The organism is Acinetobacter sp. AG1, assembly GCF_001005525.1.
In the GTDB taxonomy this organism is placed as follows: domain Bacteria; phylum Pseudomonadota; class Gammaproteobacteria; order Pseudomonadales; family Moraxellaceae; genus Acinetobacter; species Acinetobacter modestus.
Window position 1 is genome coordinate 94,640 of the sequence record NZ_LBMZ01000118.1, and the last position, 18,828, is coordinate 113,467.

General features: G+C 35.9%; 18 protein-coding genes. 5 read left to right on the forward strand and 13 right to left on the reverse strand.

The window, feature by feature from the left end:
- Window positions 1–22: 22 nt before the first annotated feature.
- Both AAV96_RS13075 and AAV96_RS13080 read left to right on the forward strand, forming a co-directional pair.
- On the forward strand, window positions 23–1,606 hold the full coding sequence (locus AAV96_RS13075; RefSeq protein ID WP_046739614.1) for a histidine-type phosphatase: 1,584 nt from the start codon (window positions 23–25) through the stop codon (window positions 1,604–1,606).
- Window positions 1,607–1,708: 102 nt separating this feature from the next.
- Window positions 1,709–2,449, forward strand: a complete 741-nt coding sequence (locus AAV96_RS13080; protein ID WP_046739615.1) for an adenosylcobinamide-GDP ribazoletransferase — start codon at window positions 1,709–1,711, stop codon at window positions 2,447–2,449.
- 56 nt (window positions 2,450–2,505) lie between these two features.
- Here AAV96_RS13080 and AAV96_RS13085 read toward each other — a convergent pair whose 3' ends face one another.
- The 8 genes from AAV96_RS13085 to AAV96_RS13120 all read right to left on the reverse strand — a co-directional run bounded on the left by AAV96_RS13085 (window position 2,506) and on the right by AAV96_RS13120 (window position 11,571).
- Window positions 2,506–3,972 (reverse strand): PepSY domain-containing protein, encoded by a 1,467-nt coding sequence (locus tag AAV96_RS13085; RefSeq protein WP_046739616.1) that lies wholly within the window; start codon window positions 3,970–3,972, stop codon window positions 2,506–2,508.
- 3 nt (window positions 3,973–3,975) lie between these two features.
- Window positions 3,976–6,099, reverse strand: a complete 2,124-nt coding sequence (locus AAV96_RS13090) for a TonB-dependent receptor (protein ID WP_046739617.1) — start codon at window positions 6,097–6,099, stop codon at window positions 3,976–3,978.
- A 75-nt stretch (window positions 6,100–6,174) separates the two neighbouring features.
- Window positions 6,175–6,675 (reverse strand): hypothetical protein, encoded by a 501-nt coding sequence (locus AAV96_RS13095; protein WP_005216086.1) that lies wholly within the window; start codon window positions 6,673–6,675, stop codon window positions 6,175–6,177.
- A gap of 419 nt (window positions 6,676–7,094) precedes the next feature.
- Window positions 7,095–8,186: a 3-deoxy-7-phosphoheptulonate synthase gene (locus tag AAV96_RS13100; RefSeq protein WP_004662080.1), complete on the reverse strand. Its 1,092-nt coding sequence runs from the start codon at window positions 8,184–8,186 to the stop codon at window positions 7,095–7,097.
- Between the two features lie 117 nt (window positions 8,187–8,303).
- Window positions 8,304–9,191 carry a sulfite exporter TauE/SafE family protein gene (locus tag AAV96_RS13105; RefSeq protein WP_004662082.1) on the reverse strand — a complete coding sequence of 296 codons (888 nt, stop codon included), beginning with the start codon at window positions 9,189–9,191 and terminating at the stop codon, window positions 8,304–8,306.
- 243 nt (window positions 9,192–9,434) lie between these two features.
- On the reverse strand, window positions 9,435–9,722 hold the full coding sequence (locus AAV96_RS18495; protein ID WP_046739618.1) for a hypothetical protein: 288 nt from the start codon (window positions 9,720–9,722) through the stop codon (window positions 9,435–9,437).
- Entirely contained in the window at window positions 9,719–11,275 is a 1,557-nt protein-coding gene (locus AAV96_RS13115) for a PepSY-associated TM helix domain-containing protein (protein WP_046739619.1), read from the reverse strand. Before AAV96_RS13115 ends, AAV96_RS18495 begins: the two co-directional genes overlap by 4 nt.
- A 2-nt stretch (window positions 11,276–11,277) precedes the next feature.
- Window positions 11,278–11,571: a hypothetical protein gene (locus AAV96_RS13120; protein WP_046739620.1), complete on the reverse strand. Its 294-nt coding sequence runs from the start codon at window positions 11,569–11,571 to the stop codon at window positions 11,278–11,280.
- 247 nt (window positions 11,572–11,818) lie between these two features.
- On the opposite strand from AAV96_RS13120, the gene lpxB reads away from it, so the two are divergent.
- Window positions 11,819–12,997, forward strand: a complete 1,179-nt coding sequence (gene lpxB, locus AAV96_RS13125; protein ID WP_171249154.1) for a lipid-A-disaccharide synthase — start codon at window positions 11,819–11,821, stop codon at window positions 12,995–12,997.
- Between the two features lie 37 nt (window positions 12,998–13,034).
- Here lpxB and AAV96_RS13130 read toward each other — a convergent pair whose 3' ends face one another.
- A complete protein-coding gene (locus AAV96_RS13130) occupies window positions 13,035–13,904 on the reverse strand; it encodes a DUF2797 domain-containing protein (RefSeq protein ID WP_046739622.1) in 870 nt (289 codons plus the stop codon).
- 38 nt (window positions 13,905–13,942) lie between these two features.
- On the opposite strand from AAV96_RS13130, the gene AAV96_RS13135 reads away from it, so the two are divergent.
- The gene (locus AAV96_RS13135; RefSeq protein ID WP_046739623.1) at window positions 13,943–14,404 is read left to right on the forward strand and encodes a DUF6231 family protein; all 462 of its coding nucleotides are present in this window, start codon (window positions 13,943–13,945) and stop codon (window positions 14,402–14,404) included.
- Window positions 14,405–14,562: 158 nt separating this feature from the next.
- Window positions 14,563–15,186, forward strand: coding sequence for a YidB family protein (locus AAV96_RS13140; protein ID WP_046739624.1), 624 nt, complete (start codon window positions 14,563–14,565; stop codon window positions 15,184–15,186).
- A 58-nt stretch (window positions 15,187–15,244) separates the two neighbouring features.
- Here the strand turns inward: AAV96_RS13140 and AAV96_RS13145 are convergent, their stop codons facing one another.
- The 4 genes from AAV96_RS13145 to AAV96_RS13160 all read right to left on the reverse strand — a co-directional run bounded on the left by AAV96_RS13145 (window position 15,245) and on the right by AAV96_RS13160 (window position 18,633).
- Window positions 15,245–16,339, reverse strand: coding sequence for a porin (locus AAV96_RS13145; RefSeq protein ID WP_046739625.1), 1,095 nt, complete (start codon window positions 16,337–16,339; stop codon window positions 15,245–15,247).
- Window positions 16,340–16,590: 251 nt separating this feature from the next.
- Window positions 16,591–17,004, reverse strand: coding sequence for an HIT family protein (locus AAV96_RS13150; protein ID WP_005216097.1), 414 nt, complete (start codon window positions 17,002–17,004; stop codon window positions 16,591–16,593).
- An 87-nt stretch (window positions 17,005–17,091) separates the two neighbouring features.
- The gene (locus AAV96_RS13155; protein ID WP_004662096.1) at window positions 17,092–17,361 is read right to left on the reverse strand and encodes a YARHG domain-containing protein; all 270 of its coding nucleotides are present in this window, start codon (window positions 17,359–17,361) and stop codon (window positions 17,092–17,094) included.
- Window positions 17,362–17,682: 321 nt separating this feature from the next.
- Window positions 17,683–18,633 carry a metal-dependent hydrolase gene (locus AAV96_RS13160; protein WP_046739626.1) on the reverse strand — a complete coding sequence of 317 codons (951 nt, stop codon included), beginning with the start codon at window positions 18,631–18,633 and terminating at the stop codon, window positions 17,683–17,685.
- Between the last annotated feature and the right edge of the window lie 195 nt (window positions 18,634–18,828).

Consider the following 18,828-nt stretch of genomic DNA (forward strand, 5'->3'; position numbering starts at 1 on the left):
TTGACCTATAAGCTAATTCATTATGAATATATTATTGAAAAGCAGTGTGTTATGCATGAGCATTTTATTGGCGGCATGTAATAACGACGATCACTCAGAATCAAAAACAATCCCAGAAAATAACACGGTATCAAAATATTATCAGACTAAAACTCCATACCAACCACAACAAGATCTAAAAAAATATGAAGCAATCCCACAGGGTTTCAAACCTGTTTTTACAGAGTTAGTCGCACGTCATGGTTCTCGAGGGTTATCGAGCATTAAATATGATTTGGCACTTTATAATTTATGGAAACAAGCCAAGGCTGAGAATGCTTTAACACCTTTAGGTGAAAAGCTAGGTGCTGATTTAGAAAATATGATGAAAGCAAATATTTTGCTGGGTTACGGCATAGATGGGATTCGCCAGTATGGATATGGCAATGAAACGATGCTTGGTATTCAAGAACATCGAGGTATCGCAGACCGTCTTTTACAACGTCTACCTGATCTATTTAAAACAGCAGCGACACAACCTGAATCTATCTTAGTTCAAAGCTCAGGCGTAGATCGTGCGGTTGATAGCGCCAAGTTTTTTACTGCTGAATTGATTCAACAACAACCGCAATTGAAGAATCAAATTACACCTACGTCATATACAAGTTTGGTCAGTACCAGTATTCCATCTATTGAAGATGGTGGCGTAGATCGTTTTAAACTTTATTTCCATAGCTTGAATAAAGATCAAGATTTGGTGAGTCCATTATCAACTAAGCAACAAGCAATTTATGATGCTAGCCAAGCTTATCAGCAGTTTGAAGAAGAAAATGCCGATTTAGCCAATAAACTCAAAGAAATTGAAAAAGATACTCGTGCAGAACAAGTTGCGCTAAGTGTGCTTAACCCAATTTTTAAACCTGAATTTATCAAAAAGTTAGGTACAACGGGCTATACCTTTAGTAATAGCGGCGCTTATACCGTGACATCGCCAAAAGGTGAAACCATTACAGAAAAAGGGAAAGGGAAAAATACCATTGCAAGTGCTGTGGATGCAGCAGCTTATCTTTATGAGTTGTATTCAATTTCTGGTGGTATGCAGCTTGAATTAAAAGATGTAAATTTTGATCAATATATGCCTGTAGATGCAGCAAAATTCTATGCTGAATTTAACGATGCAAATGATTTTTATGAGAAAGGGCCAAGCTTTCAAGAATCAAATGCTGTCACAAGTAACATTGCTCAAGGTCTAAAACAAGATTTGTTTAAGCAAGTAGATGCAATTGTCGATAAACAACAGTCCCACCGCGCTGTGTTACGCTTCGCACATGCAGAAATCATTATTCCACTGGCGACCAGTTTGGAGTTACATGACATGATGCAGCCTTTACTTTTACGTCAAACCTATAACTACAGCAATAGTACGTGGAGAGGTGAAGTAGTATCGCCAATGGCTGCGAATTTACAGTGGGATATTTACCAAAATGCTCAAGGCACAACTTTGGTAAAAATGCTCTACAATGAAAAAGAGACCTTGTTTAAATCATCATGTAAATATGCACAATATAGTACCAACAGTTTTTATTATGATTATCTGAAGCTCAAACAATGTTATCAAATTCAATAATCTAGTTGATTCATTATTTTAATTTGGGAATAGGGTTCTATTCCCATTTTTGTTTCTTCATAATCTGTAAATCATCAATATTGTTTGACTGAGATTTCTTGCATGACAGCTTTTTGGATTGCTTTGCAATTTTTGACGGTTTTGCCCATTGAATTAAAAACAATGCCAAGTGCAAAGCAAAATGGTCAAGCGATCTTATTTTATCCATTTGTGGGTTTGTTGATCGGACTCATTCTGTTTGGTGTGTCTCTGATTTTAGTCAAACTGCCAATTTTATTGATTGCCAGTATCATTTTAGTGTTATGGATTTGGTTCACAGGTGGGCTTCACCTTGATGGTTTAGCCGATACAGCCGATGCTTGGGTGGGTGGTTTTGGTGATCCTGAGCGTACACTCAGGATTATGAAAGACCCAAACTGTGGTCCAATCGGTGTGCTGAGTCTTGTTGTGGTTTGTTTACTCAAGTTTGCTGCGCTGTATGTACTGCTTGAGCAGCATCTCAATACTTTTTTGATTCTCGTTCCAATGCTTGGGCGTAGTGTTCCATTATTTTTATTTTTAACCACAGCTTATGTTCGTGATAAAGGGCTAGGACGTTCAATTACTGATTTTATTCCAAAGAAACTTACATGGACTGTTTCTGTCATTACAATTACATTACTTTGTGTGTTTAAGTGGTTGGGATTGGTTACTTTTATCTGCTTTATTGCTGTATTGTTTTTTTTAAGAGCTTTATTTATCAAAAGAATTGGTGGGATTACTGGCGATACTGTTGGGGCTGCAATTGAGTTGATTGAGACAGGATTAATGCTAAGTTTTGTGGTGGCTTCATTTTATATTTGATGGATTTAATTCTAAAAAATTGACCCTTCTTAAATTCAGGAGGGTCAACAAAGAACTTAGGACGATTTTCGAGCTGCTAATGTGCAACCGAAGATCACAAATAAAGCGATGAGTCCAGCAATACTACCTAACAAGATATCTCTGAGTGTTTTATCTAGGGGTAGCCATGTCCACTTATGTAGATATGCAAAACTAAAACCTTCTAAAGCATCTTGTTGAGTGACTTGCGCTGCAATCACACCGCTACTTGGCTCAATATACAACCTAAGTTGATCGCTTAAATTGCTTTCAATTTTAACTACGGGTAAACGTTTGTTGATAAAACCATATTCACCACTAAAACTGGTGACCCAAGAGCTTTGAGTAAAATGATGCAATGGTAAATGTAAATAATCGGCAGCCAACTGCTTACTTTGTTCAAGTGTGTTTAATTTTGTAGCAGTATTCGCATCGATCAATTCAATTGCAGGGGCAGCACTTTTGGCATGATGATTATGATCATGTTCTTTGGCTGCGGTCATGCTGCCTTGTAGCTGTGGTTTACCTGACAATTGAACCATCCAACCTGCTTGAGCATGATCTTGATCAAAGGAGATCGGTACAAGGTTAAGGCGTTGTATTGGCTGTTGAACAGTAGTTTTCCATGCGGCTGCACTTAAATTCTGTGTATAAAACATCGGCTGAATGTTCACAATCTCAGATTTTTTATGCCAAACATGATAGAAACCACTCGACACCCACAATAAGATAAATACACTTAAACTGATGCCCAAATAGCGATGTAAAAAGCGAATCGGCTTATGAGCTAAACGATGGTTCTGGCGATTACGAATCCTAAAAAACAATCCAAATCCCATACAAGTCAGCACTAAAATGCCAATTAAGGCAATTTGCATCAGTATACTTTGTCCTATCCACGGTTGATCGCCCCAAGTCCATGTATGACCTAAACGAAATATTTTCGCCATCCACTTTTTTTGGTCATTGGATAGCGTGGCTAATCGAGATTGTGATGGATCGATATAAGCCCTTAAACCATTGTCAAAACTTACACGCCAAACAGGCAATAAACGATTCACACTTGGATAATCATCACTAAACTCAGTGATCAGTTCAGTCGAAACGATCTGTTGTTTGGCTAAACCTGTATACCAAATTGCAAGACGTTTTGCTTCTTGTTGCTCTGCATCTGTGATGAGTTGACCCGATCGACTATCAAAATACTCCGCAATGTTTTGATTTGGTTGTAAAACTCGATAAGCCACAAGTTCAGGTTGTAGCTGAATGGTTTGTAATCCTGAAAATTCTTCAATTTTATGCTGCTGTAAAACCAAAGGTGCAGGCAAAGCATTTGTTAAATTCAGTTGCTGAGGTGGAGGCATTCGTTTGACGGGTTGAGGTTGTGTTGCACTCATAATTGGATGCAACACACCTGTTAAAGACCACATCAAAATCAGAATGCCAAGCACCATTCCAAAGCTACGATGAAATTTCAGTAACTTCTTGAGTTGATTGGCATTCATTGTTTATTTTCCAAAATGATAACGCAAACCTAATAAATAGGTTCGTGGTGCTGCAGGCGTATAACTAGCTTGATTACTGCTATATGAAGTACTGTCAGCATAATGGACATCAGCTACATTAAGAATTTGCCCATAAACCTCATAAGCATTTTTACGATAATTTGCACGTAAATTTAGAATGGTATGCCCATCATATTTTTCAGTATTAGCATCATCGATCCAATATGAACCGACATAAACACCTTCAGCCGAAAGTAATAATGCTGGAATAGGTTTGATTTGATACTCAATCGTACCAAAACTTTTTGGAGAGTTTGCCATCGTATTATCACTATAATTAAGTGTTGAAGATGGCTGCCATTCTTTGTACTTATGTTCTGCAAAACTTCCAGATAGCTTCAAACGCTGGTCATACAGTTCACTGATTTTCCAAGTCCCACCAATTTCGATGCCTTGATGTAAGGTTTTGCCTGCATTGCGAGGTTCACGTATTTCACGTGTATTTTCAATTTTTGTATAACTAATTATTTCATCCTTACCTTGTAAACGATATAAGGTAATTTCTCCATCCAGTCGGTCATCTAAAACTTTGAAACGTAAACCCGCATCAATATTATTAAATGTAGCTTCTTTTAAGTTTGGTGTGACCAGATTTGCGCCATATAAACTACTAACCTCTGGTGGCACAAAACCTTGTGACCAATTGCTATACAGATCTAATTCAGGTGAGATATTCCATACAAAACCAAGTTGAGGGCTTGCCTTGTGAAAACTACGTTTTTCATCTGGCGCACCTGTAACTTTAGAGGGGATAAGCTTGTTATCAAAGTCATAACCGATCCAATCATAGCGTGCACCACCAACCAAATTTAGATTTGGCAAAGCTTGCCAATTTGCTTGTGTGTACAATGCTTGGTTATTGACATCAACTTTGAAATCACGTAACAACTGACGTTGCTTGAAACCCGTATAAACTAGCGTGTTTGGATCACGAAAAACTTGAATATCATTGGTTTGAGCTTGGTTCGGCGAATGATCTGCCATTGCTCCGATGATCAATTTCACCTGATCCAAATTAATAGAATGCTGTAAATTTAATCCATAAGATTGAAAAGCGTTATAGGTGGTTTGCCCACTATAAGTTCCTGTAGGTATACCATTCTTATCAGCATCCTTACGAATGTTATAACTTGGATTTTGATCTGTCGTATTATCACGATAATACACGGTTAATTGGCTTTGCTGCTGATCATCCCAATGATGATTAATCTGTGATGAAAGACGGGTTGAGTCTACTTCTCGATACGTAAATGTTTGATAACTATAACCTGGACGTTTGCTAAAATCTTCAGCATTAAGGCTACCCGTCATATCGGTTTTTAAATGGTTATAGCTGAAAATATTTTTGATTTGAGTGGCATCTGATATACGCCAATCATGTCTTAAAGTCACACTTTGCTTATTACTTTCAGCATGATCTTGCCAGCTATCACCACGATCACTGGCATAGGCAGACAGTCTTAAACCATGTTCACCGTACTCAGTATCAAATGTATTCGATGCACCAAAGTCTAAACGGCGATAACCTTCAGAGCTTGCACTCAAACCTAAATCAGCAGTTGGGGTTAAACTCGGTGCTTTGGTTAGAAAATTAATCGTGCCACCAATTGCATTACTTCCATACAAGCTACTTGCTGGGCCACGCAAAATTTCAATGCTATCAATTCCAGCTAAATTTACTTCATATAAAGCATTGTGGTTAAACACACCGACTGGACGGATCGAAATGCCATCTTCCAAATATTGATAAACAGCAGAAGTTGTGATGGGTTGACGAATCGACATCATATGTTGTTCGTTGCCCAAGTCATTCATTAACACACCTGGGGTTTGATTAACTAACTGACCAATAAATGTGGCATGTTTATCATCTATATCTTGGCTAGTAATTTTGCTAATCGCAGCAGGAGTATTATTTATCGATTCTCCTTCACGACTTGCCGTGACTACGATTGTAGCTAGGGTTTTTGTTTCATTTTCAGAAGCTGTTTCAGCCAGAGTGATGGAGCTATAGGTAATCGATAGACATGCAGTCGTTAATACTGACAAACGAAATTGAGTATTCATATTTAACTCTATAAAAGCAATAAACGAGGCAGTACCGCAGTGAGACACTGGATACGGAATGTTAAAAAAGCATTTTTATAGAGCGAGCGGTGGTGCTTGTTTAATTGGAAAGATATAGAAGATACGTGGAATTTGCAGATCTTCTGACCACGTATAACATAGGCATCGCACACGACTAAACCAAGCCAGTACAAAGATTAAAATAAATGCAATTAAAGGAATAATTGCAACTGCATCTAAACCATGTGTACATAAAGGACAATGCTTCATGATTTGACTAGCAAGGGCAAAAACCTCTTTTGCATAGTCACTCAGTTGATCATGCGCAGTCGATTGTAAATGCTGTTGATGATGCATTTCATGCATAGCGTGATGGTGACTTGAATGAGATTCAGACAACATCAAACTATTTTTAATATCTGTGACTTGGCAATGTGTAGGCATTGCATAGAGTGCAGGTACGACGCCAGTATGTACCATCGTTGGTAAGAAGATATGCCAGAGTAAACAAAGCAAAGTAATCGCACCGAATGAGGCACGCCACTTTAGCAAGTGTTGACGAAAACTGGACTTCATATCAGCGATACGTCGTTGGGGAAATGTGGCAGCAGTATAATTAAAAAAATGTTACAGTTCAAAACAAATCAGATATTTAAGAACACAAATATATGGCAGATTACCGTATAAATTTTCCAGATTTTTTCGATGACGAAGAATGGAGAATAGAATCTAAAGGGTAGATAATTTTATTATTCACCTATAAAAATGAAAATTATGAATTAAGTTTCTATGACCCTGTTCGTTTGATACAAACCATAAATGATGATTTGCATTCCAGTCAATATTTTATAGAACAAAATTTAATTGTAATCCCAAACGTAAATAGGGCGAATATTGAAAAAGTAGTTTTAGATCTAGTGAGTCATGAAACTTTAATGGAAAATTTAAAAATAAAAACAGGCTCATGAGAGCCTGTTTTTGAATCTACTTAAAGATTAACGATTTGGCAAAACATCTTTTAATGCTTCATGCATTTCCAATAATGCTTTTTCTGTTGTATCCCAATCGATACAACCATCAGTCACAGATTGACCATATACCAGATCACATAGGTTTTCAGGAATATCCTGACGACCGCCTTTAAGGTGACTTTCAACCATGATACCTACGATTGATTTATTACCATCAAGAATTTGCTCTGTGATGTTTTTGAGAACCAATGGTTGTAAGTATGGGTCTTTATTTGAGTTCGCATGACTGGTATCAATCATGATTTTGTTACTTACTTTTGCTTTAGCTAAAGCGGCCTCTGCATCAGCAACTGATGAAGCATCATAGTTTGGTTTACCATTACCACCACGTAAAACAACGTGTGCATAAGGATTACCATTGGTATTGATAATTGCAACCTGACCATTTTCATTTAAGCCAAGGAAGCTATGGCCGTGCTTAACCGATTGCATTGCATTGGTTGCAACCGTTAAACCACCATCTGTACCGTTTTTAAAACCAACAGGAGATGATAAGCCTGAAGACATTTCACGGTGTGTTTGGCTTTCTGTAGTACGTGCGCCAATCGCAGACCAAGAAATCAAATCTTGATAATATTGTGGTGAGTTTGGATCAAGCGCTTCAGTCGCACATGGCAAACCTTTTTCATTTAATTCAAGTAAAAGCCCACGACCAATATGTAAACCTTTTTCAATATTGAAAGAGTCATTCATATCTGGATCGTTGATTAGACCTTTCCAACCGACTGTCGTACGTGGTTTTTCAAAATATACACGCATCACAAGGTATAAAGTATCTTTTACTTTTTCACTTAATTCTTTTAAGCGATCAGCATATTCATTTGCAGCTTTAACATCATGGATTGAACAAGGTCCAATCACCACAAACAAACGTTTGTCATTGCCGTCTAAAATATTACGTACAGTTGCACGTCCTTGTAACACAGTTTGAGATGCAGCTTCAGATAAAGGAAGATCAGCTTTCAGTTCCGCAGGGGTAATTAAGGTTTGAATGCTTTTAATATTAACGTCGTCGATATCTGGCTGAGAAACTGGATTTGACTGTAGAGTATTCATTGCTGTCACAAATTCAATCGAAAGAAGAGGTTATTTTGTCTACGAATATAGCATGAAAAGCCGATTGATTAACTATCGATTCGCAAAAATTGCGGAAAACAACCGGCTTTTTTAGAATTAAACCATACTAGATGAATGGCTTGTTTGTTGAACAACAGCAACTTTATGGGTTTCAACTGGTTTAGGTTTTGCCTTAACTGGATTAACCATAAAGTTAACACCAAGGGCAAATAATGTAATACCTAAGATTCTACGAATAAGTCTTTCTGGCATACGCGAACTAATTAAAGTTCCGACAATGATTGCAGGAATAGAACCAACAAGTAACCACATTAATAAATGAAAGTCGACATTACCTGAAGACATATGACTTAAACCAGCAACAGCTGTTAATAAGACAGCATGTACGACATCTGAACCGATAATACGAATCATCGGTAAGTTAGGAAACATAATTACGAGTGCCATAATCCCGAAAGCACCAGCACCGACAGAAGACAGGGTAACGAAAATACCTAAAACCATGCCCATGATTGCGATATATAAGCGTTTATGCTGGAGGGCATGTTGCTCACTTTCCATATTTGCTTGTTCACGATTACGGAAACGATCAAAGAACTTTTCAATTTGGCTACGAAATACAATCGAGATACCTGTCAAAGTCAACATAAAGCCTAAGACCATAGTCAGCACAGCTTTATAATGCGTTGATTGGCTTAAATAATGTTCTAAAACCCAAGAGGTGGCAAAAGATGCAGGAATACTTCCAAGTGCAAGCCAAAGTACAATTGGCCATACAATATTTAGTTTTTTAGCATGCACCATTGAACCGCAAAATTTAGAAATAGAGGCATATAACAGGTCTGTACCGATTGCAATATGAGGTTCAATTTTGAATAAACTAATCAAAATAGGGGTCATTAATGAGCCACCACCAACACCAGTGATTCCTACACAGAAACCAACCAACACCCCAGCTAGAATAAATTCAACAGGACCAAACATAATCAATATGCCTAAATATGCAAAAACCAGCATATCTTATGCTTTTTTTAGATAACTCGTTGTGATGAATAGTGATTTACTTATGCAAAAAAAAGCTAAAGAATATCAATTAAACTATAAAAGCTGACTGAATTACACAGCCATGTTTCATTAATTTGCCCCTATGTGTTCGTCGAGTAAATCTTAGCTTGATCAAAGTGACGTAAAATAATTAATTGAAAAGTAAAGTGATTTAAAAATTCTCTACTTTGCTAAAACTTTATTTTTGTTAGGTTTTAATTCATTAACCCATAACACAAGTAGAAATGTAATTGGTGTCGCAAATAGCCACCAACTTACAAATCCTATAGCGTTTCCATATTCAAGACAGAGTAGGCTTCCCGCAATTAAAAAGCAGAGGTAAGCAAAAATTTTGAAGAGAGTTTTATAGCGAATGAGATATAGTTGCTTCGTTTTGCTGATTTGCTTAGAACTACATTTATATAAGAAGGTCATCCCAATCAGTATCAAAATTAGACTCAAAAAAATCATGCTTTCACCTTATTTTGCGCTAACTTTGTTTTAATTTTCTGTATGGACTTTTCCTGAATAGGTTGAATATTTCTAAAAATAAAAATAGCGAATACGGCGCAAATGAGCAGGAATAAATCAACACGCAGAAATAACCAATAACTTGAAAGGTCCGAAATTAATCGATGATTGATGAGATACACTAAGTTATATATTGGTAAAACAACTGCAATCAAACCGAAAAAGAAAACTTGCGATTTCCATAAATATTGTTTAGGGGTGAGTAGGGCTATAATCAAGCTCAGCATCCACACACTAAAAAAAGTATAAATTTCATAATTTGGGGTGGTTTCAGTAATATGTATCAATCTGTTTGCAAAAAGATAACCTAGCATGGCGATTGGTAAGCCAATAAACGTCGCAACATTCAAACGATCCACTAAATAAAAACCAAGATGAAACTTCTCAGATTTATTTTGGATTTGGCGCTTCAGACTCCATAGTAGTAGTCCTGACGCAATCATCAAACAACCTAGTATTCCTGAACAAAAGAAAGAAAATCGTAGTAGTGGTTGCGCAAATGTAGCCATATGTAGACCATAAACGCCTGCATTTAAGGTTGCTACAGGACTATTATTTCTCGTGTTGCCTAAAATTTCTCCAGCACCATCTAAGGTAATTTGTGTTTGATTTAAGGTAATGGAACGATCTTCTAATTGTTTAAAAGTGATTTTTGCTTGATTGGTATTTGGATTTTTAACCTCAATCGTTGCTAATTCTTCATTTTCCCATTGCTGTGGTAATTTCTCTAATAACACATTGATTGGCTGCATATCTGTTTGGGTTGGGGGAGAATCGATATTAGTTGTTTGAGAGATCGTTCTGATCTCCGTGAAATATTGAAATGGCTTGTCAGGATATAATTGTTTCATACCCCACGGTAAATATAAGTAAAAGAAAATAGCTAAGCCAGTAAAAGTAATCGTCAAGAAAAAGGGAAGAGCTAGTACAGAGCAAACATTATGAAAATCGAGCCAAGAACGTTGTGATTTAAAAGTTCTCAATGTAAAGAAATCCGTAAAGATTTTTTTATGGGTAATAATGCCCGAAACCAATGCAACCAACATAATAAAAGCTGCGATACAAACGATTAGGCGTCCAATAAGGACAGGTAATCCGTACAGTTGAAAGTGGAAATTATAAAAAAAGTCACCACCTTGTGTTGCAGAAAGTTTAAGTTCTTGACCAGTATTTGCATCCAAGTCTCGGCTTTCATAACCACCTATACTTTTTTCCCAATAAATTTTATTGATAGGTTCTTCTTTGTTCGCAACTTTGATATACCAAGATTTAGCATCAGCTGCATTTTTTTCTAAATATTCTGTTGCTGTTTGAATAGCCGTTATTTGATTAATTTGATATTGCGATAGTTGTGGCTGCATCCATAAATTAATCTGATGACGATAATAGGCACTCGTTCCCATCAGAAAAATAGCAAATAAAAGCCATCCAAAAATTAAACCTGTCCATGTATGTAGCCATGCCATAGATTGGCGTACACTTTTGTTTTGCATTATTAACTTAAACCTACAGATAAGCCGAATAAAGTACCTGCCAAAATCAAGCTAATCCAAGTGAGTTTTAACAAAGAATTCGTGCAGAAACTAACAATGATGAATAGTAAATAAAAAATTATTGAAATAAAGGCAGCCAAATAAATGGCTTCAGCTTTAGCGAATGAATGAAGAAATAATGCAGTCAGACATAAGCTCAAATACATCATGCAGACGTAACCAACAACAAAGCTCAAGGTAAAGCGGTAAAAAATACTTAGGCGATAGATGAGCGTAAGTGATGTTGATTTTGCCATAAGTGATGTTTAAGTAGCCAATAGGAGAATAAATTTCAAATGAAAATGATTATTGTTAATATTAATAAATTGGCAGTAAACTCGCAATCATTTAACTATCGTTAATCAAGATAATTTTTAAAACAATGAATGGAATTTTAGATCAAAAATCATATTCACCAATCTTGAACAAATTGGATAGCTTATTATGATTCGATGTAAAATCATTTTGTTAGAATCATTCAAATATTTCAGTGGGGCATTGGTCTTGTTAAAGCAAAAACTAAAAATTGGTATCGTGGTGGGAGAAGTTTCTGGAGATACTCTAGGAGTGAAACTCATGCGCAGTTTTCGCGAACAAGGAATTGATGCTGAATTTGAAGGTATTGGTGGTCCACAAATGATTGCTGAGGGTTTCCATAGTTATTATCCAATGGAAATTTTATCAGTAATGGGCATTGTGGAGGTTTTGAAAGATATAAAGAAGTTATTTGCTGTACGTGATGGTCTAGTTGAACGTTGGACTGAAGATCCAGTGGATATTTTTATTGGAATTGATGCACCTGATTTCAATTTACGTCTTTCTAAAACAATAAAAGAAAAGAATTTACCAATTAAAACAGTTCAATACGTAAGTCCATCTGTTTGGGCATGGCGTCAAGGACGTGTACATGGCATTAAACGTAGTATTGATTTAGTGTTGTGTTTATTCCCATTTGAAAAAACATTTTATGAAAATTACGATGTTCCAGCAGCTTTTGTTGGGCATCCACTAGCCAAACAATTACCTTTAAAAAATCCAATTGTAGAAGCAAAACATCAGCTTGGTCTATCTGCACATGAAATGCATGTTGCTTTATTACCAGGAAGTCGAAGAGGTGAAATTGACAGACTATTGCCTTTGTTAATTGGGGCTGCGGAAATACTACATAAGAAATATCCTGAACTAGAGTTTCTGATTCCAGCAATCAATGATGCTCGAAGACAACAAATTGAACATGGTATTCAAAATTTAGATGTAACTTTAAAATCAAAAATTTATATTTTAGAAAATACCGATGCTGAATCTAAAATAGGTCGTATGGTCATGAATGCGAGTGATATTGTCGCACTAGCATCAGGAACTGCGACGCTTGAAGCGATGTTATTGCATCGCCCAATGGTGACTTTTTATAAGTTGCATTGGTTAACTTATATGATCGCTAAGTTTCTCGTTAAGATTCCTTACTACTCTTTACCTAATATCATTGCAGGTAAAAAAGTCATCCAAGAATTAATTCAAGCTGATGCGACACCAGAACACCTTGCTTCTGAAATTGAAAAATTAATGGATAATGAAACAGCACATATTCAGATGATGCAACATTTAAGTATGCACAAACAATTAATCTCAGGAGATACTGAAAATCCTGTTGATGCAATTCTGAATTGTTTAAAAACAAATTAAGTTAAAAAAGGTGGCATTTCAAATGCCACCTTATAATTTACGCTCTTAGAATCATTTCATAGCCTGTGTATTTACGAATATTGATGACACCAATATCGAGTAATAAATATTGCCCCTTAATGCCATGTAAAACACCACGAATTTTGGGTGTTTTATCCAAATTTAAAGACTTAATTTTTTCTGGATATTGTTCAACTGGGTAAATAAATTCTTTAGGCAATTCATGTTCTAAAAATTCAAGTTCTTCATTGAATTCTAGGTTTTGGCTAAACTCATCTCGGATCGTTTGAATTTTGGGTGCAAATTCTTCCAAAATCTGGTCACGTTGCTCAATTAAATTCAATGGTTCAGCTTCACCTTTAAGGAGCTTACGCCAATCCGTCTTATCGGCAATTTGTGTACCAAATAAAGTTTCTAAATGACCAGATAAGCGGCGAGAACCAACTTTCAAAATGGGTAACGCTTGGGTCGCACCTTGATCTAACCATCGGGTCGGCATATTAACGATACGAGTAATTCCAATTTTTAGTGCGCTTGAATTGGCTAGATACACAATATGAGGTTGGAAACAAACCTTATGTGCAAATTCATCTTCACGACAAGTTCCAAGATGATAATGGCAAGTCTCAGGTTTCATAATACAAAGATCACATTCAGCTTTGGTCTTGAAGCATTTGAAACAGTGACCTTGTGAATATGATTTTGGAGTCTTTGCACCACACGAAGTACAAAAAATATTTCCAGTCCATTCAATTTCTAATTCTTGACCTAATATGAAGGGTAGATCAGTTTCTGAACGATCTAATATAAATTTATATTCAACATTTGCCTTGCTGGTTGGTTGATCAGTTACACTATGCGTTTTGAGCGCTGCGTGCATTTTGTGACAAATGCCTTGTAGTTCCATCAATAAACTCTCATCTTTCTCAATCAAGGGTTGCAGTTATGGCTGAACAAAATGTCATCACTTCTATGCTAGACGATTTATCTAAAGAACAGCCCATTCATACTGCACTTTGTATCGGTCAGCAAATTGATCAAAATGCTGAAATTCAATGGCATCATTTTAACGTAACTGACTTTTTAAATCTGCCATTTACACAACGTTATGATTTAGGTTTTGTATTATTTGATACAGAGCAAATGCAAAACATCACTGAAACACATAAAGCGCAGCTTTTAGTGAAGTTACGCGACCTCATGGCAAAAAGGATTGTTGTTGTTAGTAAACGAAACGATGAAAAGCTATTACGTTCACTAGGTTTTACTCAACTTATTGATAAGACTACTCATGATAGTGATTTTGCTCTATGGCAATTCAATATTTTAACTTACAAATATGTTCCTGATTGGTTTAACTCTAAATTTTGGGCAAATCCAGAAAATTGGAATAAATTTCGTTGGTGATTTCTTAGACTTTACTGCGGCTCTGAATAAGCCGCAGTTATAAAATAATAATAAACTGATGAAATGTTCTTGCAAATTTTAACACTTTAACTTTGTTTTCATGCTGAAAAGCAGCGTATGCTTTTCGAATAAATAATTCTAACTGGAATATAAAAATCATGACAGATTTGACAAATATCGTAGAGATTTTAGCGAAACAGGCCTTAGGTGGTCAGCAACAATCTGGGAAAAATAGTGGTTTAGGTGGAATTCTAGGTTCAGTTTTAGGGCAACTTAGTGGTCAACAACAAAATAATCAAAATCAGTCGCAAAGTGGTTTAGGTGGTATCCTAGGTTCAGTTTTGGGTCAGTTAGGTAGTCCGAATAACAATACATCTCAGACAAATAGTAATACTAGTGGGAACACAGCCCAAACATTATTAATAGCCGTATTGCCGTTGGTTCTTGCTTGGATTCAAAAACAGGGGGGCTTACAAGGGGCATTAGATAAACTAAAAAGTACAGGTTTATCCAATCAGGTACAGAGCTGGGTCGATCCTCAACAAGCAAATGCTCAAGATGTTCCAACCCAAAATATTCAAAGCTTATTTGATGATCAAGATATCGAACAGGTTGCTCAACAAGCACAAGCTCCAAAGCAAGAAATTTACAGTGCGATTGCGTCTGTATTACCTCAAGTGATTGATTCTTTGACTCCGCAAGGAAGTAATACCAATCCCCAAGAAGCAAATCAAGATATTCAACAAGTATTGAATTTGGTGAGTGGTTTTTTAAAAAGATAAGTATATAAAAATAAAAGGGCGAAACGCCCTTTTATTAACATTTGAAATAAACTTCTGATTAGAAGTTATATTCCATACCTAAACCAATAACAGTTTTCTTGTTGTTGTCTTTCTGCCAGTCAATTTTTTGTTGAGCAACAATACCATAGAAACGAGCTTGTTTATTAATGTTGTAATCAGCGCCTACACCGTATAAATCATTTTTACGATCTTGAAGACCATCAACTTCTGTTTTAGCAGAAATATATTCTGCTTTTAACTTCACTGGTGTAGAAGGGATGATATACGCAGCAGTTACACCGAAAGCATTTTCTTTTAAGCCTTTATATGAAACAGCTGGTGTACCTACAACAACAGTATCATCAGTAGGTTGTGCAGTTTGCCATAAAGCCCCAAATACTAAGCCATCAACGCCAGCTGGTGATAAGTCTAAAGAACCAGTTACACGGATTGCATCAGAATAAATTTTGCCGCCAAGTTCTTTATTATATGCGTTAAATGTTGATGCTACACCGAAGTTACCAGCAACAGCTGCCGCTAAACCAATATCTTTATTTTCATAAGTGATAGATGTTGAAATTCCATCACCAAAGCTATCACGACTACCTTTTTGACCTTTAGCATCATTTTTTACAGCTGATGACTCTTCACCTTGCTGGAACATGATATTAAATGCTAAACCAGCTAATAATTTTTTGTCAGTTTCAAAACCAATAACATTGCTTAAACGATCTTCACCAACTAAAACTTTTGTCATATCTAGTTCAGTGTGGTCATTATAAATATCTTGGTTATTGCCAGCAGCAGTTTTTAAATAAGAATCATATTGACCAATTTTTAGAGTACCAACTCCATCAGATTTAAGACCAACAAAACGGTTACGCATACTCCAGTCAGTATCTGAACCAGATCCATCAGTAGAAACGCCCCATTCTGCTAAATACACTGCTGAAAGGTTATTAGTAAGTTTTTCTTCGCCTTTCACACCAAGACGAGAAGCATTTGAGTTAATTTTTGTTACGCTTTCATCTTTAAAGCCATTTTTGTCGATTTGATCTAAAGTCACATTGAGCTTACCATACAATGTAGGTGCTGCTTGCGCTGCATTCATGGCTAAAGTTGCTACAGTAGCAGCAAGAAGCAATTTTTTCATTGAGATTTCTCCAAACACTTTTTGTAAATGGCTGATGCCTTAGTTACTGTTATAAGCTTGCTTGTGTACATAAAGTTACACAGCTCACTGACTTGTATGCAGTATCGGCAAACTTTGTGACAGATAAGTGAAAGAAAAATGACAGTTTGATGACGATTCATATTTAGTAATAATTATATTTGTTATTGATTTTTATATATTTAATAAATAAAAATGGGGCGAAAAGCCCCATCATTTAGATAATTTTTTGCTTACAGCACTGCTTTAATCTTTTCAGCAAAGGCTTTAATCTTTTCCTGATCACCCATTTGTGCTGCATGACGACCAAGTTCATGAACTGAGCTAGGAATCAAATGGAAGTGCACATGTGGAACTGTTTGCCCAGCAGCAGCTCCTGAAAGTTGCATTAGTACGATTCCTTTAGCATCTAAAGCGGTTTCAATTGCTTTAGCTATCTTTTGAACAATTTGAATCGTATAGGCTGCTGCATCAGCAGGTAAATCCATCAAAGTAACAGCAGGTATTTTAGGAATAACTAAAGCATGACCATCTGCTTGAGGCATAATATCCATAAAAGCGAGGACCTGATCATCTTCATAGATTTTGATTGCAGGTAGTTCGCCTCTTAAGATTCTTGCGAAAATATTTTGGTCATCGTACGCCATGATTAGTCCTTTAATATAATGAGATGAGAAGTTTTGCTTTTCAGACAAAAATAGAAAATAAATTGCTAAGACTTAAAGATAAAGTTTTTATTTGCAATTTAATTCTTTTTGACGCTCTTTAATTTCATCTAAGCGTTGTTGCTCTCTGTCAGAAAATTTAGGCTTTGTTGTATGGCAGTTTTCATTACCATATTTAGCTTTGGCATCTGCATCTTTAAAACAAAATCCTTTAGATGCATAGATGAGGTTATAGTCATCTTGCAACTTTTTACATTCTTGTTCTGGTGTAGCTGCTTGAAGGTTAAAACCTGTAAGGCTTACCAATCCAGCAAAAACTGCAACCGCAAACTTATTCATGAGGTATTCCTCTAGTTAAAAGGCATGAACTCAAATAAATTAAGAAAATATGTTTATTTTCACGATTTGACTTAAGTTCAACTACTAATATACGGTTTATCAATGAAATTTCAATGAAACTGTATTATTGGAGTGTAATTTTTATCCATAATTCATTCATAAAATGATGTTGTTGTGAGTTCGCATTCAAATTTTTGAAGATATAACGATAATTTTAGAAAAATATATATAGAAATTGTATAGCTTATAATTATCAAACTTATTGAAATTTAAAATAAATAAAAACCACTCCGAGGAGTGGCGCTGTATCATCGTTTTGTGTCAACTAAATGTAGAAACTTTGAATGATTTTTGCTGTGCTACATTTTCAAAAAATTGTACTGCTGGGGAGTGTGCTATATATGCTAAGGCTTGTTCTGTATTCCCTTCATGAATAGGATTAAAGTGTGGTGATACCCAACGTAAGGCGGCTTTAAATAAGTATTTTATGGTAGGTAGATGATCTGTTTTCGTTGCGGTTTCTTCAAATTTCCGAATAAAAGTAAAAAATCCTCGACGCATCAACTTCTGCATATCTTGATGATCTAGATCTTGTTTTCCAAGATTACGAGCGAAGTCTGCTAGAAAATAAATAAAGAGCGGGAAAATCGCTAACATAATGACTTGGCGTGAGACATAAAAACCAAGTTTATTTGATAACAAATGTTCAAATAGGTCGTAAGCTACGCAACGATGCTCAACTTCTTCTGCAAGATGCCAACGGAATAAATCACTCATCGCAGGATCCGCTTTATCCCAAGATTTACTTTCAAGTGTCCACTGCCCAATTGTACCTGTAAAGTGCTCAATGGCGGCAATTACACCTACACGGAACAACAACCAGTATTCATCAAGTTTTTCACCTTTTATAAAGGGAATACCTAAAGGTTTATCACCTAACAAAACGTTGAAAATTAGGTGGGCACGATTTAATGAATCTTGAATGTCATAACCATTTTCTTTAAGAAAGTCTTGTACTTTTTCATGTGCGCGGGCATGAGCAGCCTCTTGACGAATAAATCCAGTCACATCATCTTTTAATTTCGGATCTTTAATATATGGTAGGGCTTTGTTAAACACTCTACAAAACCAAAATTCACCTACAGGAAGAAGCATATTTATACCGTTAGCGATGTGTGAACATAGCGGATCATTAGGCATCCAACAGACTGATGATTCAGAAAAATCGAAATGCACTTTTCTAGCTTTAATTTGATGATTTTCCATGATCATATACGTTACCCAATATGTAGTTACTAATTAAGTTGATTAAACAATTTTTAGCACTCAGCAACACAGATCACCATGTTGTTTGGGGACAAAAAACTCTATGTTTTTAGATTTAATGATAAAAATTAAATAATTTTATTTAGTGAGTTGTTCTAAACAAATCGTAATTTTTTAACAATAAATACAAATTTAAATTAT